The sequence below is a fragment of the Agrobacterium sp. LR_9 genome (assembly GCF_041954855.1).
GTDB classification, from domain to species: domain Bacteria; phylum Pseudomonadota; class Alphaproteobacteria; order Rhizobiales; family Rhizobiaceae; genus Agrobacterium; species Agrobacterium leguminum.
The window spans coordinates 32,133-48,006 of sequence record NZ_JAVAYA010000013.1; the positions used below are offsets into that span (position 1 = coordinate 32,133).

The window sequence follows — 15,874 nt, forward strand, 5'->3', positions numbered from 1 at the left end:
CTGCATCGGCCCTGGAATGCCTCCCGGCTTTCCGGTGGCGATGCGCCGGTTCAACAGAGCGTTCCAGCCTGCATCCTGACGGATGCGCGGCGCTCTGACGATTTTACTCCCGGAGCGCGGAGGATATCGATCCCCGCCTCCGGTTCGTCATGGAGAACAGGATATGGAATGGCTTTTCAAATTTCCGACCATGAATGACGATGCTCTGCGCGCGCTGAAAAAAGTCATCGACGAGGGGTTCCGGGCTTTCACCCGAACCTATGGCGGCGCAATCGAGGGGTTGTTTACCCCCCTTCAGAGCTTCCTCATCTGGGCGGAAAGGCTTTTGATCGGCGCACCCTGGCCGGTCGTTATTCTTATTGTCGGCGCGCTTGCCTGGTTCGGCAGCCGCAGCGCCACCATTGTTTCGCTCTGTTGCGGCATTCTCTTCGCCATCGGCTGGTTCGGCATGTGGGAAGACACGATGAAGACGGTCTCGATGATCTTCGTCTGTGCCGTGCTGTCCATCGTCGTCGGCCTGCCCATCGGCATCGCCATGGCGCGCTCCAACCGCCTGCAGAGCGTGGTCAATCCCGTTCTCGACGTGATGCAGACGATGCCGAGTTTTGTCTATCTCATTCCCGTCGTCATGCTGCTCGGCATCGGCCGCGTGCCCGGCGTCATCGCCGTCGTCATCTACGCCATTCCGCCGATGATCCGGCTTACCAATCTCGGCATCCGCATGGTCGACCGCGACGTGCTGGAGGCTGCCGATGCCTTCGGCTCTTCGAAGCGCCAGAAGCTTTTCAAGGTGCAGCTGCCGCTGGCGCTGCCCACCATCATGGCCGGCATCAACCAGACAATCATGATGGCGCTCGCCATGGTCGTCATCGCCTCCATGATCGGCGTTCAGGGCCTCGGTCAGCCGGTGCTGAAGGCCATTGCCAACCAGTATTTCACGCTCGGCGTGTTCAACGGGCTTGCCATCGTCGGCATCGCCATCATCTTCGACCGCATCAGCCAGGCCTATGGCCTTCGCCTGCAAAAACATCGGGAAGTGGCGCATGGCTAGTCAATCGATCGAAATTCGCAGCCTCTACAAGATTTTCGGCCCCAAGGCGGGAGACTATGTCGAACCCGTCAAGGCCGGCATGTCCAAGTCCGATCTCAACGCCAAACATGGCCATGTGCTCGGCCTGCGCGATATCAACATCACCATGCCGGGCGGGCAGATCACCGTTATCATGGGCCTTTCCGGCTCGGGCAAATCGACGCTGATCCGCCACGTCAACCGGCTGATCGACCCGACCGCCGGCGAAATCCTCTATGGCGGCACGGACGTGTGTCGCCTCAACGAAGCGGATCTGCTGGAGTTTCGCCGCCACAAGACGGCGATGGTGTTCCAGAAATTCGGGCTGCTGCCACACCGCAACGTGCTGCAAAACGTCGTCTATGGCCTCGAGGTGCAGGGCGTCGACAAACGCGAGCGAGAGGAAAGGGCAGAGGTCTGGATCAGGCGCGTGGGGCTGGAAGGTTTCTCCAACCATTATCCCAACCAGCTCTCAGGCGGCATGCAGCAGCGTGTTGGTCTGGCGCGGGCGCTCACCAACAATGCCGAAATCCTGTTGATGGACGAAGCCTATTCGGCGCTCGATCCGCTCATTCGCGTCGACATGCAGACGGTGCTGCTGGAATTGCAGAAGGAACTGAAAAAAACCGTGGTCTTCATCACCCACGATCTCGATGAGGCCCTGCGGCTGGGCGACAAGATCGCCATTCTGCGCGACGGCGAGATCATCCAGCAGGGCACGGCGGCCGAAATCGTCATGTCTCCGGCCGACAGCTATATCGAAGCCTTCGTGGAAGAGGTCAATCGCGGCCGCGTCATTCGCCTTGGCGCCGTGGTGCAGCCGGAATTTGCCGGCCAGTCCCGCCTTCAGCTCGATGCGGATATGACGGTTGAAGAGGGCCTGCGCGCCCTCGTCCGGGAAAATGTCAGCAGCGCCACAGTCGTCGGGGAAAACGGCAAATCGCTCGGCGCCGTCACCACCGATGCCATCATGCGCTGCCTCGTCAGAACCGCACATGGTGAGGAAGCAGGCACAGCTGAACGTTTGTCAGGCTGAGCCTTCAAGCCACGCGGCCATGCCCTGTGCGGCGGCCTTGCCGGTTGCGAAACAGGCGGTCAAGAGATAACCGCCGGTCGGCGCTTCCCAATCCAGCATTTCCCCGGCAGCAAATATGCCGGGGAGCTTTTCCAGCATGTAGCTTTCACCAAGGCCGCTCCATGCGACGCCACCGGCAGATGAAATTGCCTCAGCAATCGGTCTCGTCCGCAAAAGCGGTATCTCCGCATGTTTTATTCTCGCGGCGACGAACTCATCCGGCATGGCCGCGATGTCGGGAAAGATTTCCCGCAGAAGCCCGACCTTCACCGCCGATAAGCCGGCCGCCTTGCGCATGCGGTTTGCAAAACTCTCCTTGCGCCCGAGCTTCGCCAGATCGCGGCTGAGGCGTTCGACCGTACGTCCCGGCGCAAGATCGATTGCGAGCGACACTTTGCCCGCCTCTTCCAGCCGGTCGCGCAGCGCGGCGGAATGGGCATAGATCACGCTGCCCTCAATACCATGCTCCGTGATGACGAATTCACCCTGAAAGGCTCCGTCCGGCGAAATGGTGATAGTGGATTTCACCGCTTCCCCCGCAAAACGCGCGCGGAAGATATCGCTCCAGTCAGCGTCGAAACCGCAATTGGCGGGGCGGAACGGGGAAAGCGCCACGCCTTTCTCCGCCAGCGCCGGAACCCATGCGGCATCGGAGCCGAGACGCGGCCAGCTTGCGCCGCCGAGCGCCAGAAGAACGGCATCGGCCTTGATGGTGATCTCGCCCTCCGGTGTCGCGAAAACCAGGTGCTCACCGGAAAAACCCGTCCAGCGATGCCGCGTCCTGATGGTCACCCCCTGCGCCTCCAGCCGGGCAAGCCATGCCCGCAGCAGCGGCGAGGCCTTCATGACGGTGGGAAACACCCGGCCCGAGGTGCCGACGAACGTTTCCTGCCCCAGCCCCTGCGCCCAGTCGCGCAGCATGTCCGGCGTAAAATCATCGAGAGCGGCGCGCAGTCTCGGTTCCGCATCGCCGAACCGGTGACGGAAGCTGTCGTAATCTTCGGCATGGGTGATGTTGAGACCGGATTTTCCGGCCATCAACAATTTACGCGCCACGGTCGGCATCGCCTCCAACACCGTCACGGCATGGCCTGCGGCCGAAAGCATCTCGGCCGCCATCAGCCCCGCCGGTCCGCCGCCGACAATCGCGACCTGCCTCGCCTCGCTCAAAACACTCTCCATCGCCATCTTCGCCATTGCGAGCCTTATACCGATTTCCGCATGCGAATATATGCGATATTGAAACGCCCATGTTCACGCTCGACCGCCCCGTCACCTTTTCGCAGGATATCAAGAAAAGCCGCTTCATCGCCTTTGCCGCGCCGGTGGCGGGCGAAGAGGACGCGAAAAACTTTCTTGCGGCGCATTCCGATCCCGACGCGAACCATAATTGCTGGGCCTGGCGAAGCGGCCAGACCTATCGCTTCAGCGATGACGGCGAGCCTTCGGGCACGGCCGGGAAACCGATCCTTCAGGCCATAGACGGTCAGGCGCTGGACAATGTCGCCGTTCTCGTCATCCGCTGGTTCGGCGGCATTCTCCTCGGCAGCGGCGGCCTGATGCGCGCCTATGGCGGCACGGCGGCCGCCTGCCTGCGGCTTGGCGAAACCTCGCCGGTCATCGCCTATGTCAGCGCGACGCTCAGTTGCCCCTTCTCCGATCTGGCGCTGGTGAAATCGCGCCTTTCCGCCACACAGAACCTGCGGGTGGAAAGGGAGGATTTCACCGGCACCGGCGCGGATATGCTGCTTTCGGTCCCGGCGGAGGAAGCCGAACGGCTCACCCGGCTTTTAAGCGACCTGACCAGCGGACGCGTCAATCTCCACATTCCCGACTAGAGTTTTTTCGCTTTTCTTCGAATCGCGAAAATACTCTAACTCTTTGTTTTGGCGCATTTCCGGACGGAAAACCGGGCTCCACTTTTCCCGGAAATGCTCTAGCGTCTGTCCGAATGCGCAATTCGTGCTAAGGAAGCGACATGTCATCCGAGCTTTCCAACCCCGTCTATAATCCGCCACTCGACCCCTGGCTCACCATCGTGCACCGCGACGACGATCTGCTGGTGCTCGACAAGCCGAGCGGGCTTTTATCGGTGCCGGGGCGCGATCCGGCGCTTTCGGACAGCCTGATGACGCGGGTGCAGAAACAGTTCCCGAAAGCGCTGATGATCAACCGGCTGGACAAGGACACCTCCGGCATCGTGCTGATGTCCCTGAACCGCAAGGCGCATGCGGCGATTGCGTCGCAGTTTGAAAACCGCCAGACGCGCAAATCCTATATCGCCATTGTCTGGGGAGAGGTTGCCGGAGACGCGGGAGAAGTGGACCTGCCGCTCGCCATCGATCCCGAAAACAAGCCACGCCACCGGGTCGACCACGAGAACGGCAAGCCGGCGCAGAGCCTTTGGCGGGTGCTGGAACGATTGCCGCTTCCGGCAACGCGACTGGCGCTAAACCCGCTTACCGGCCGCACCCACCAATTGCGGGTGCATATGAAGGCGCTCGGCCATCCGATCCTCGGCGATGAATTTTACGCCGAAGGCGAAGCGCTCGCCGCCGCGCCGCGCCTGATGCTGCATGCACAGGAGGTCGGGTTCCGCCATCCCGATGGCCGTGACGTCACCTATACCGTACCCTGCCCCTTCTGAGGTCCAAAATGAAGGAACAAAACGAAAGCTTCGTGGTGGATTTTGTCGGCGGTGCGGTCGGGCACCGTTTCCGTTCCGGCGAAGGGCGCGGGCAGGCCTTGCCGAAAGCCGCGGGTTTCACCAAAGGCCGCACGCCAAAAATCGTCGATGCCACGGCCGGGCTCGGGCGGGATGCCTTTCTGCTTGCCTCACTCGGCGCGGAAGTGACCCTCATCGAACGCTCGCCGGACATGCATGCGCACCTCGCCGATGGCATTCGCCGTGCGCTGGAGGCGGGCGGCGCCTACGCCGAGGCGGCGGCGCGCATGACGCTGCTTCACGGAGATTCACGCCAGTTGCTGAAAGAGCTTTCACCGGAGGTGGTGATTGTCGACCCCATGCACCCACCGCGCCACAATACGGCGCTGGTGAAAAAGGAGATGCGGGTGCTCAGAGAACTGGTTGGCTCCGACCCGGATCAGGTGGAGTTGATGGAGGCTGCACTGGAGAATGCGACGAAACGGGTGGTTCTGAAATGGCCGCTCCGCGCCGAGCCGATGCCGGGCATTCGCAAGCCTTCGCATCAGATAATGGGTAAGAACACCCGTTATGATGTCTTCATGATCTTCGGGAAATCTCTCGACCCGGAGGAATGATCAGCGGAAGCTCGGCTTGCGCTGCGCATTCATCAAAAGCTCGTGCCGCGAGGCGAACTCGCCAAACAGCTTTCTGAGCCGGGTTTCCTCGGCCTTGTCCAGCCGGTAACGCCGGCAGAATTCCGCAACGTTGAGAATCGGCTTGGTTCTGTTCCCGTCAATGGTCTTGTTGTCGATGATCTGCATGGCGCCCTCCGTATAACAGAGCCCAAACGTCGCTTGCGCCTTGCGGTTCCTTATGAATTCGCATGGATGAGAAAAGAGCGTTCCGCCTGCACACGGAGTGATCAAGTTTTCTTGAAACTATCGCAGGAAACGAAATCCTCCCCAAATGGTTCTCCGCCTGATGTAAACGATGGAAGGGAGACCCATGTTCCAAACCAACCGATTTCTGAGTTCGACGATCCTGTGTGCGCTGCTCGCCGTGCCGCTCGCCGGTGTTGCGCAGGCCCAGGCCCCGGCCGCCGAAACGAAACGGCCGAATGCGCCGGATCAGAAACCGGCCTTTGAGGGTCAGACCCGCGCGCCGCAGGCCGCCACCCAGCCAAGCGTCGAAAAAACCGTGATCGCGGACGGCCTGCCGCATCTGTGGTCGATGGAGTTTCTGCCCGATGGCCGCATGATCGTCGCGGCCAAGGAAGGCGCGATGCATATCGTCGCCGACGGCAAGGCCGGCCCGGCGATCGCGGGCGTGCCTGAGGTGGCATCCGACGGACAGGGCGGCCTTCTCGACATCGCGCTGGCTCCGGATTTCGAAACATCGCGCACCATCTTCTTCTCCTTCTCCGAACCGCGCGATGGCGGCAACGGCACGTCGGTGGCCTCGGCGAAACTGACCGAGGAGGGCGGCGCGGCAAAGCTGGACAATGTCTCAGTGATTTTCCGCCAGATACCGACCTATGACGGCGACAAACATTTCGGCTCTCGCCTCGTTTTCGGGCCGAACAACGAGCTTTATGTCACCGTCGGAGAACGTTCCGATTCAAAGCCGCGCGTGCAGGCGCAGGACCTGTCGAGCGGGCTTGGCAAGGTCTTCCGCATCGATACGCAGGGCAAGGCCTTTGAAGGCAATCCCTTCGCCAGCCAGCAGAACGCCCTCCCCGAAATCTGGAGCTATGGCCACCGCAACCTGCAGGCTGCGACACTGGATGGTGAGGGCAGGCTCTGGACGGTGGAGCACGGGCCAAAGGGCGGCGATGAGCTGAACCTGCCGAAAGCCGGCCTGAACTACGGTTGGCCAGTCATCACCTATGGCGTCGAATATAGCGGAAGGTCGGTTGGCGAAGGCGTTACCGCAAAGGAAGGCATGGAACAGCCGGTCTATTATTGGGACCCGGTGATCGGCCCCTCCGGCATGGCCTATTATGACGGCGACCAGATTCCAGAATGGAAGGGCGCCTTCATCGTGGGCGGTCTGGTGAGCCAGGGTCTCGTCATCCTGCATATCGATGGCGACAGGGTCGCCACCGAAAGCCGGCTGCCGCTGGAAGCGCGCATTCGCGACGTGAAGGTCGGTCCGGATGGCGCGATCTATGCCGTGACCGAAGAGCGCGGCGGCGGGGAATCGCAAATTCTGCGGATCGCCAAGGCCGGCTGATTAAAAAGACCGGCTGAGAAAACTCACGACTGGAACGACAGGCCGCCGGAACGAAGGTGGCCTGTTTTTCGTTTGCCGCAGCGTGAAACCTGCCGGAAAAAACCATGCCACAACCGCCCACCCGCCTTCTTGCCAAAATCGGACTTGCCTATGTCAACGATCAGGAGCCGGGTATTTCCCGCGAAAAACGCGGACGCGGTTTCTGTTACCGCCTTCCGGGCGGCGAACTTCTCTCCGACAGCGTCGAACTGAAACGCATCAAGGCGCTCGGCGTGCCGCCCGCCTATAAAGACGTCTGGATATGCATCGATCCATCAGGGCATCTGCAGGCTACGGGTTTCGATGCCCGCGGGCGAAAACAGTATCGGTATCATCCCGACTGGCATGCGCTCCGGGGTGAGACGAAATTCTTCCAGCTCAAAAGCTTCGGCAAGGCGCTGCCCGCCATCCGCCGCCGCGCCATCGCCGATATCGAAAAACAGGATCATGGGCAGGAAATGACACTCGCGGCGCTCACGCTGCTGCTCGATGCCGCCTATCTGCGCGTCGGCAACCGCTCCTATCTCGAAACCAACGGTACCTATGGCGCAACGACATTGCTCAAGCGGCACGTCTCCTTCGGTGAAACCATCGAGCTGCGGTTTGCCGCCAAGGGCGGACAGAAGGTGAAACGGCAATTGCGCCACCCTCGCCTTCAGAAAATCCTTGAGGAAATCGCCGATCTGCCCGGCAAGGAACTCTTCGTCTGGCAGGACAGTGAAAACCGGGTGCATTCGGTCGATTCCAGCGATCTCAACGCTTATCTCTCCCGTATCGGCGGTCAGGGTATTTCGGCCAAGACCTTCCGCACATGGGGCGGAACGCTCGCCGCCTTCTGCAATGCTATGGAACATGTGGCGGCGGGTGAAAAACCGAGCATAAAAGGCATGTGCCAGGCAGCAGCGGCGGAGCTTTCCAACACGCCCGCCATCTGCCGCAAGAGCTATGTGCACCCGGCCGTCCTCGACATCGCCACGGAAGAGAAAGCGCAGAAAAAGCTTGGCCGTATCCTGAAGGTCGGGGCAAAGCCAGTCTCCGGCCTCCGGGCGGATGAACGACGGCTGCTTGCCTTCCTGCCCTGAGGATCAGCGGCTGCCCGCCCATTCCGCCAGCTCCCGCTCGGCCCTTTCCAGCGCGCTGTAATTCAACAGCTTGCGCAGGAAAGCGACGGTAACGGCGCGGGTTCTGAGATTATACCGGCCTTCCGCCTCGTCATCGCCGGCTGCCTGATGCACGTTCAGTTTCTCATAGAGGCTTTGCAGCCGGTTCTGCACGCTGCGCAGCGACAGGTTGCGGCGGCGCGCAATCGCCTTGTCGGTAAGGCCGAGAGCGACATCGACAAGGATTTCATATTCGGAATCGGTAAAGCCATGCGCCTTGCCGAGGCTCTTTTCCTGCAGGCCGCGCACTTCCCGGTCGATCACACATTGCGCCTCGATGAAGATGCTGCGCAGCGCCAGCCGCAGGCGGTCATCGGAGGCGGATTTCAGCACGTAGCCATAGGCGGCCCCTTCCGGCACGATGCGGGAAACACCGCGCACATAGGCCTCGTCGGAATAGTTGGACCAGAACAGGATGCGGGTATCCGGCCTTTCCTTCCAGATGGTGCGTGCCGCCTCGATGCCGTTGCGCTCGTTCATCTGCAAATCCATGACGATATGGGCGGCGCGATTTTCCCGCGCGAGCTTTTCGCCGGTTCTGCCGTTTGCCGCTTCCAGCACCTTGTCACATTCCGGCAGCGCGGCACGCACCGCCTCGTTCAGATAGGCGCGGTGCAGCGCGTCGTCCTCAACGATCAGCACGTCCATGTCACAACTCCTCCCGCCGGTCGAAAGCGCCTGCCGGCAAGGTGACGGTGATGCGGGTTCCCGCTCCCGTGCCATTGCCGCCAATATCGAATTTCGCCGAAATCAGCCGCGCCCGCGTCTTCATATTGCCGATGCCGAGGCCGCCGGAGGCCCCGCCTTCGCCGCCGCCGCTGCCATCGTCGCTGACCGTCACCCGCAAGCCGCCGTCGATTGCGGTCAGTTTCACGGCAATCGCTTCGGGCTGGGCATGGCGAATGGCATTGTTCACCGCCTCCTGCACGATGCGGAACAGCGATATGGCCACCGTCTTGTCCAGCCTTTCCACCAGCCCGTCCGTCTCATCCGTCACCGACCAGTCGATTGCCGACCCGCTGTCGCGCACGGAACGGTCCACATAGGTCTCGATCGCCTCAACGACACCGAACAATTGCAGGATCGAAGGTTTCGCCTCCTCAATGATCTCGCGCAAATCCTGCATGCAATGCTGCAGGCTGCGCACCACCGGCTCCAGCATCTCGCCCGACAGGTCGGGGGTATGGCTCATACGCTCGATGCGGCGCGCCAGCCGCGTCAGATCCGCCAGCGTCTGGTCGTGCAGATCCATGCCGATGCGCTGCCGCTCGGCCTCCAGCGCCTCGGTCAATTGCAGCGCGCCTAAACGCAGGCCCTCCTCGCGGGCATTGGCGCGCGCCTCCTCGATGGCGGAGCGTTTCGCCTGCTCGGCGGCGCGGATGGCGTAGAAATAAGGCGCCAGCAAATCCGCGACGGCGCGGGCATTCGCCACGTCCTCCATAGTGTAGGCATCCGACTGGTGGGAGGAGCAACTCAGCGCGCCGATGATGTCGCCATGCACCTTCATCGGCACATGCAGGCGGCTATGCAGGTTAAGTTCGATGATCGGGCTCGAAAACGACCCTTCGAAATGAAAGCGCGGATCGGAACAGGCGTCGCCGCTTAAAAGATATTCGACCTCGCCTGACAGCAGTGTCCGGATCGGACTACCGGTCAGAAGGGCGGGCGGCTGCCGGCTCCAGGCGCTGACCAGACCGCTCTCATAGGCAATGTGATATTTGTCATCTAGCTGCTTGATGCAGACATCCATATGGTCATGCGGGATGATGTGGCTGATCTCGGTGGCGACCGCCTGGATGATGGCATTAAATTCCAGCTGCCCGGCAAGCAGCCGCGAAATGCCCATATAATGATGAAAAAGAGCGCTTTTCGGCGTATCCAGCATGTGCGGACGCCCTCCCAAGCGCCTGCCTTCGACCATCGCGGCAAGATTCAACCCCAAGGGCGCCGCATCATCCATTCTGCGCCCGGCAGTGGCGTTTCGTCCTGCGGGTTCCCGCAAGCTTTCTGCGGAAACCCGCAGGAAGATTGCCGCGATCCGCCTATACAAGCCAAATCTTCTTGGTCATTCTCGCTTCTACTGGGGAAAGGAGCTCCAGTGCAAAGGAATTCCACCTGCCGCCGAGGAGATTTGCGGCGTGCGTGAATTCCGGGCTCGAAAAGGGCAAGCCACGAGGGAGGAAATCAAATGGCTTTCAGGAAGATGCTTCTGGCATCGGCCGCTGTCGCATGCGCAGCTTTGCCGATCACCGCTCATGCCGATACGTCGGCAAAAAAAATCGCGCTTTCAAACAATTATGCCGGTAATTCCTGGCGTCAGGCGATGCTGACGAGCTGGGACAAGATCACCAAGCAAGCGGTTGCCGACAAGCAGGTCGCCGCCGCAGACGCCTTCACCACAGCCGAAAACCAGGCGACCGAACAGGCCGCGCAGATCCAGAACCTCATTCTTCAGGGTTACGACGCCATCGTCATCAATGCCGCTTCGCCGACCGCCCTTAACGGCGCGGTGAAGGAGGCCTGCGATGCCGGCATCACCGTCGTATCCTTCGATGGCATCGTCACGGAGCCCTGCGCATGGCGCATCGCGGTCGATTTCAAGGCGATGGGCGAAAGCCAGATCGACTATCTCGCCAAGGCCATGCCGAAGGGCGGCAACCTGCTCGAAATCCGTGGCCTCGCGGGCGTTTCGGTGGACGATGAAATCCACGCCGGCATCGCCGCCGGCGTCGCCAAGAACCCGCAGTTCAAGATCGTCGGTTCCGTCAACGGCGACTGGGCGCAGGATGTGGCGCAGCGGGCCGTCGCCGGTATTCTGCCGAGCCTTCCAGAAGTCGCGGCCGTCGTGACGCAGGGCGGCGACGGTTACGGCGCGGCACAGGCTTTTGCCGCCGCCAAGCGCCCGACACCCACCATCGTCATGGGCAACCGTGAAGACGAACTGCAATGGTGGAAACAGCAGAAGGACGCAAGCGGTTACGAGACCATGTCCGTCTCCATCGCCCCAGGCGTCTCGACGCTCGCTTTCTGGGTGGCGCAGCAGATCCTTGATGGCAAGGATGTGAAGAAGGACCTGACCGTGCCCTTCCTGCGCATCGACCAGGCCAATCTCGAGGAAAATCTGAAGACGACCCAGAAGGGCGGCGTGGCGAATGTGGAATATTCGCAGGAAGACGCCCAGAAGGCCATCGCATCGGCCAAATAGGCCGGATCGGCCCAGAGCCTGACTATTGCGGCGCTACCGGAACGGGCGCCGCAATAGCCACCATATTCTCCGATTTTCACATCACTTTTTCACATCACTGGCGTAGTTGCTCATGAATGACATCATCGAGGCGGAAGAAGTCGTCGCTGCGCGCGGCGTGAAGGTCGTGTTCGGCGCGGTAAGAGCGCTGGATGGGGCCGATCTCGTCATCCGCACGGGGGAATGCCTCGGGCTCGTCGGCCATAACGGCGCGGGAAAGTCCACCATCGTCAACGTCATCAATGGCGGGCTGACGCCGCATGAGGGTTCCGTTTCCTATGGCGACAACGAAAACCGCCATGGCATTGCCGCCGCGCGCGCGAGCGGCGTTCGCTGCGTGTTTCAGGAACTGTCGCTTTGCCCGAACCTGACGATCAGCGAAAATGTCCGCATCATGCATGCCGCCACGGGTGGGCGAAACTGGCGCGGCCGTGCGCTGACGACGATCCGCCAGACACTGGACGAGATTTTTCCCGGCCACGGCATCGATTGCGAGCTGACCATCGCCGAACTTTCCATCGCCGAACGGCAGATGGTGGAAATCGCCATCAATTTTTGCCGCATACCGAACGCGCCGAGACTGGTGATCCTCGATGAACCCACCTCTTCGCTGGATGCCGGTCTCGCCGAGCAGCTGATGGATTATGTCCGCCGTTTCGTGCGTGAGGGCGGCTCGGTTCTGCTGATCTCGCATATTCTCGGCGAAATTCTTTCGACGGCCACCCGTATCGTGGTGATGAAGGATGGCCGGGTGGTGGCCGACCGGAAGGCCGCCGACTTCACCACCCGCTCGTTGGTTGAGGCCATGGGCAGCGTCGTCAAGGAACAGGACAGGCGGCGGGGTGAAAGCCGCAAGGCAGGCGAGAAGGTGCTTTCCATGCCGGCACGGCGCGGCGAAGGCCTTGCCTTCGAGGCCTTTCGCGGTGAGATCGTCGGCCTTGCCGGCCTCGGCGGTCATGGCCAGACCGAAGCGCTGCTCGATCTTTATCTTGCCCGCAACAATAGCTGGCTGCCCGCGCGCAAGACCGATATCGCCTTCGTGGCGGGGGATCGCAGCCTGAACGGCACTTTTCCGCTGTGGAGCATCCTCAAAAACCTGTCCATCGCCTCGCTCAGGGATATTTCAGCCGCAGGCATGGTGGACAGAGCCAAGGAAACCGAGCTTGGGGCGCAATGGAAAAAGCGCATCGAAATCCGCACGCCCGACATGGGCAACAAGATCCTTTCGCTTTCCGGCGGCAACCAGCAGAAGGTGCTTTTTGCCCGCGCGCTTGCCACCACCGCCAGCACGGTTTTGATGGACGACCCGATGCGCGGCGTCGATATCGGCACCAAACAGGAGGTCTATGACATCTTGAGAACCGAAGCCTCCCACGGCCGCACCTTCATCTGGTACTCCACCGAAATGGACGAAATCCGCCTCTGCGACCGGGTCTATGTGTTCCGCGACGGCGCCATCCAGGCGGAACTCGTCGGCGACGATATTACCGAGCAGAATGTGCTGGCGGCCTCCTTTGCCGGAGAAGACCACGCATGAAACTCTCGGCAAACGCGCTCCGCCTCATCATTCCCGCCGCCTCGCTCGCCTTCCTGCTCGCCGCCGTCTTCTACATGCAGCCGCGCGCCATGAGCTATACCGGCATGAACCTGCTGTTCAATCTGGCGGTGCCGATTGCGCTCGCCACCATTGCGCAGATGCTGATCATGTCGGTCAACGATCTCGATCTGTCGATGGGTACCTTCGTCAGTTTCTGCGCCTGTGTGACCGCCACTTTCCTGCAAACCACGCCACTCCTCGGAATTGCGATTTTTGCCGGTGCGATTGCGGTCTATGCATTGCTGGGCGCCATCATCCATATCCGCGCCCTGCCCTCCATCGTGGTCACGCTCGGCATGAGCTTCGTCTGGGGCGGCCTCGCCGTTCTCATTCTCCCCTCGCCCGGCGGCCAGGCCCCCGCTTTCATCCGCACGCTGATGACGGCAAAACCGCCTTTTGTGCCGATCGCCATCGTCGCCAGCATCCTGATCGCTGTGGTCGCCCATTACATCGTCATGCGCTCTTCCTTCGGCGTGCTGATGCGCGGCGTCGGCGGCAATTTCCGCTCGGTCGAGCGTTCCGGCTGGTCGGTCGTCGGCATTCGCGCCGCCACCTTTGCGCTGGCCGGTTTCTTTGCGGTGCTGTCCGGTATCGCCCTCGTCGGGCTGACGACATCGGCCGACGCCAACATCGCGCTGCGTTACACGCTGCTCTCGATTGCCGGCGTCATTCTCGGCGGCGGTGAATTCGTCGGCGGCCGGGTATCGCCCATAGGTGCGGTCATCGGCGCGCTGACGCTGACGCTCGCCGGTTCGTTCCTCTCCTTCATGCGCATTTCGCCGGACTGGCAGATCGGCGCGCAGGGGGCGATCCTCATCATCGTGCTGGCGCTGCGCATCCTGCTCAACCGTCTTGAAAAGCGGGAGAAAAACCAATGAACGGGCTCTCTTCCCTCACCAGAAAACCATGGATCTGGTCTTTTGCCGCAACGGCGGTCGTCTGGATCGTCACCGTGCTCTTCACCGGCGGTGCAAGCTCCTTCGGCCTGTCGCATGCCGCACTCACCTTCGCAGCCTTTTCGGTCATCGTCGGCATCGGCCAGATGTTCGTCATCACGCTCGGGCCGGGCAATATCGACCTCTGCGTTCCCGCCACGATGACGCTGTCGGGGACGCTGGCGCTCAAATTCATGGATGTGTCCGACGGTCTCATCCTGCCCGGACTGCTGATCGCCATCCTGATCGGCATCGCCATCGGCATCGGAAATTATGCGCTGATCAAGCTCCTGCGCATCCCGCCGATCATCGCGACGCTCTCCATGAGCTTCATCGTGCAATCCATCGCCATCTGGTCGAACCGCGGCCTGCGCATCAAGCCGCCGGAAACATTGGCCACATTCGCCACGTCAAGTTTCTTCGGCATTCCGAACGTCGCCCTCGTGGCCCTGCTGCTTTCGGTCATCGCCTGGCTGCTGCTCGACCGCTCGTTTTACGGACGCTGGATTTCCGCCATCGGCCAGAGCACCTTTGCCGCCCGCATGACCGGCATTCCCGTGGACGGCGCACGTTTCGTCACCTATGTGCTCTGCGCGGTGCTTGCTGCCATCGCGGGTTACCTGCTCGCCAGCTTCTCCGGCGGTGCTGCGCTCAACATGGGCTCGGAATATCTGCTGATGTCCATTGCTGTCGTCGTCATCGGCGGAACGGCGGTGGCGGGAGGGGATTCCAATGTGCCCGGCATCTGGGGCGCTTCGCTCTTCATGTTCCTGGTGGTGTCGATGCTGAATACTTACGGTTTCGGCGCCGGCATCCGTCTCATCCTCACCGGCCTCATCATCATCTCCGTCATTCTTCTGGCAAGCGGCCCCAAGGCCACGCGCTGAACCCATAACGACAAGCCCCCAAGCGGACCACGCTCATGACCACAGACAAGACCTCCCCTTACGAAATCCACGACGACCGCTTTCGCCATCTGATCGTCGGCAATGCCGAGCTGGAAGAGCTTTATTCCGGTTGCCGCTGGGCCGAAGGCCCGGTGTGGTTTGCCGATCTGAACTGCCTGCTGTTCAGCGATATTCCGAATGAGCGCATGTTGCGCTGGGTGCCGGATGGCGGGATCTCGGTATTCCGCCAGCCCTCCAACTTCACCAACGGCAATACGCGCGACCGGCAGGGGCGGCTCGTTTCCTGCGAACATGGCGGCCGCCGCGTCACCCGCACCGAAGTCGACGGCGCGATCACCGTTCTTGCCGACAGCTACGGCGGCAAGCGGCTGAACTCACCCAATGACGTGGTGGTGAAATCCGATGGCAGCGTCTGGTTCACCGACCCCACCTACGGCATTCTGTCCGATTACGAGGGCTACAAGGCGGAACCCGAACAGAAGACGCGCAATGTCTACCGGCTCGATCCCGCAACCGGAAAAATCGACATCGCCATCGACGACTTCGTGCAGCCGAACGGCCTTGCTTTTTCGCCGGATGAGACGAAGCTTTACGTTGCCGACAGTTCCTATAGCCACGATGTCACCCGCCCGCGCCATATCCGCGTCTTCGATGTGGTGGACGGCGCAAAGCTCACCAACGGCCGGGAATTCTGCAATCTCGACAATGGCCTGCCGGACGGTTTCCGCCTGGATACGGCCGGCAACCTGTGGACCAGCGCCGGCGATGGCGTTCACTGCTTTTCCCCCGAAGGTACGCTCCTCGGCAAGATCAGGGTACCGCAGACAGTCGCCAACCTCACTTTCGGCGGCCCGAAAAAGAACCGCCTGTTCATCACCGCGACGAAATCGCTTTATTCGGTCTATGTCGCCGCAACCGGCGCGCAAACGCCCTGAGCTACTGAAAACCGGAGGAAACGGGCCGGGAAG

General features: G+C 61.4%; 16 protein-coding genes. 12 read left to right on the top strand and 4 right to left on the bottom strand.

The genetic code is table 11. The annotated features are described in order from the left end of the window. The first annotated feature begins 163 nt into the window (after window positions 1-163). Together RAC79_RS15845 and RAC79_RS15850 are read left to right on the top strand one after the other, a co-directional pair. Window positions 164-1,051 carry a proline/glycine betaine ABC transporter permease gene (locus RAC79_RS15845; protein ID WP_035263623.1) on the top strand — a complete coding sequence of 296 codons (888 nt, stop codon included), beginning with the start codon at window positions 164-166 and terminating at the stop codon, window positions 1,049-1,051. Next, window positions 1,044-2,105 carry a glycine betaine/L-proline ABC transporter ATP-binding protein gene (locus RAC79_RS15850; protein ID WP_065657397.1) on the top strand — a complete coding sequence of 354 codons (1,062 nt, stop codon included), beginning with the start codon at window positions 1,044-1,046 and terminating at the stop codon, window positions 2,103-2,105. The genes RAC79_RS15845 and RAC79_RS15850 overlap by 8 nt, the downstream gene beginning before the upstream one ends. On the opposite strand, the gene RAC79_RS15855 is transcribed toward RAC79_RS15850, so the two are convergent. Further along, window positions 2,097-3,341, bottom strand: a complete 1,245-nt coding sequence (locus tag RAC79_RS15855; protein WP_374997267.1) for a TIGR03862 family flavoprotein — start codon at window positions 3,339-3,341, stop codon at window positions 2,097-2,099. The genes RAC79_RS15850 and RAC79_RS15855 overlap by 9 nt on opposite strands. A gap of 53 nt (window positions 3,342-3,394) precedes the next feature. On the opposite strand from RAC79_RS15855, the gene RAC79_RS15860 reads away from it, so the two are divergent. The 3 genes from RAC79_RS15860 to RAC79_RS15870 all read left to right on the top strand — a co-directional run bounded on the left by RAC79_RS15860 (window position 3,395) and on the right by RAC79_RS15870 (window position 5,426). Continuing rightward, the gene (locus RAC79_RS15860) at window positions 3,395-3,982 is read left to right on the top strand and encodes a YigZ family protein (RefSeq protein ID WP_142846022.1); all 588 of its coding nucleotides are present in this window, start codon (window positions 3,395-3,397) and stop codon (window positions 3,980-3,982) included. 140 nt (window positions 3,983-4,122) lie between these two features. Next, window positions 4,123-4,791 carry a pseudouridine synthase gene (locus RAC79_RS15865; protein ID WP_374997268.1) on the top strand — a complete coding sequence of 223 codons (669 nt, stop codon included), beginning with the start codon at window positions 4,123-4,125 and terminating at the stop codon, window positions 4,789-4,791. Between the two features lie 8 nt (window positions 4,792-4,799). Continuing rightward, window positions 4,800-5,426, top strand: coding sequence for a class I SAM-dependent methyltransferase (locus RAC79_RS15870; protein ID WP_142846020.1), 627 nt, complete (start codon window positions 4,800-4,802; stop codon window positions 5,424-5,426). On the opposite strand, the gene RAC79_RS15875 is transcribed toward RAC79_RS15870, so the two are convergent. After that, a complete protein-coding gene (locus RAC79_RS15875) occupies window positions 5,427-5,612 on the bottom strand; it encodes a hypothetical protein (RefSeq protein ID WP_003508485.1) in 186 nt (61 codons plus the stop codon). A 184-nt stretch (window positions 5,613-5,796) separates the two neighbouring features. Between RAC79_RS15875 and RAC79_RS15880 the strand changes: the two genes are divergently transcribed. After that, window positions 5,797-7,023 (top strand): PQQ-dependent sugar dehydrogenase, encoded by a 1,227-nt coding sequence (locus RAC79_RS15880; RefSeq protein ID WP_374997269.1) that lies wholly within the window; start codon window positions 5,797-5,799, stop codon window positions 7,021-7,023. A gap of 104 nt (window positions 7,024-7,127) precedes the next feature. After that, window positions 7,128-8,144, top strand: coding sequence for a DNA topoisomerase IB (locus RAC79_RS15885; protein WP_065657404.1), 1,017 nt, complete (start codon window positions 7,128-7,130; stop codon window positions 8,142-8,144). 3 nt (window positions 8,145-8,147) lie between these two features. Here RAC79_RS15885 and RAC79_RS15890 read toward each other — a convergent pair whose 3' ends face one another. Beyond that, window positions 8,148-8,870: a response regulator transcription factor gene (locus tag RAC79_RS15890; RefSeq protein WP_003522116.1), complete on the bottom strand. Its 723-nt coding sequence runs from the start codon at window positions 8,868-8,870 to the stop codon at window positions 8,148-8,150. Between the two features lies 1 nt (window position 8,871). Continuing rightward, the gene (locus RAC79_RS15895; protein WP_125146162.1) at window positions 8,872-10,107 is read right to left on the bottom strand and encodes a sensor histidine kinase; all 1,236 of its coding nucleotides are present in this window, start codon (window positions 10,105-10,107) and stop codon (window positions 8,872-8,874) included. 303 nt (window positions 10,108-10,410) lie between these two features. On the opposite strand from RAC79_RS15895, the gene RAC79_RS15900 reads away from it, so the two are divergent. The 5 genes from RAC79_RS15900 to RAC79_RS15920 all read left to right on the top strand — a co-directional run bounded on the left by RAC79_RS15900 (window position 10,411) and on the right by RAC79_RS15920 (window position 15,841). Further along, on the top strand, window positions 10,411-11,427 hold the full coding sequence (locus RAC79_RS15900; protein ID WP_003522114.1) for an ABC transporter substrate-binding protein: 1,017 nt from the start codon (window positions 10,411-10,413) through the stop codon (window positions 11,425-11,427). Between the two features lie 112 nt (window positions 11,428-11,539). After that, a complete protein-coding gene (locus tag RAC79_RS15905) occupies window positions 11,540-13,003 on the top strand; it encodes an ATP-binding cassette domain-containing protein (protein WP_174040171.1) in 1,464 nt (487 codons plus the stop codon). Then, complete coding sequence (locus tag RAC79_RS15910) at window positions 13,000-13,941, top strand: ABC transporter permease (protein ID WP_080857658.1); 942 nt, start codon at window positions 13,000-13,002, stop codon at window positions 13,939-13,941. The genes RAC79_RS15905 and RAC79_RS15910 overlap by 4 nt, the downstream gene beginning before the upstream one ends. Further along, window positions 13,938-14,885: an ABC transporter permease gene (locus RAC79_RS15915; RefSeq protein ID WP_003522111.1), complete on the top strand. Its 948-nt coding sequence runs from the start codon at window positions 13,938-13,940 to the stop codon at window positions 14,883-14,885. The genes RAC79_RS15910 and RAC79_RS15915 overlap by 4 nt, the downstream gene beginning before the upstream one ends. A 35-nt stretch (window positions 14,886-14,920) precedes the next feature. Next, on the top strand, window positions 14,921-15,841 hold the full coding sequence (locus RAC79_RS15920) for an SMP-30/gluconolactonase/LRE family protein (RefSeq protein WP_174040170.1): 921 nt from the start codon (window positions 14,921-14,923) through the stop codon (window positions 15,839-15,841). Window positions 15,842-15,874: the final 33 nt, after the last annotated feature.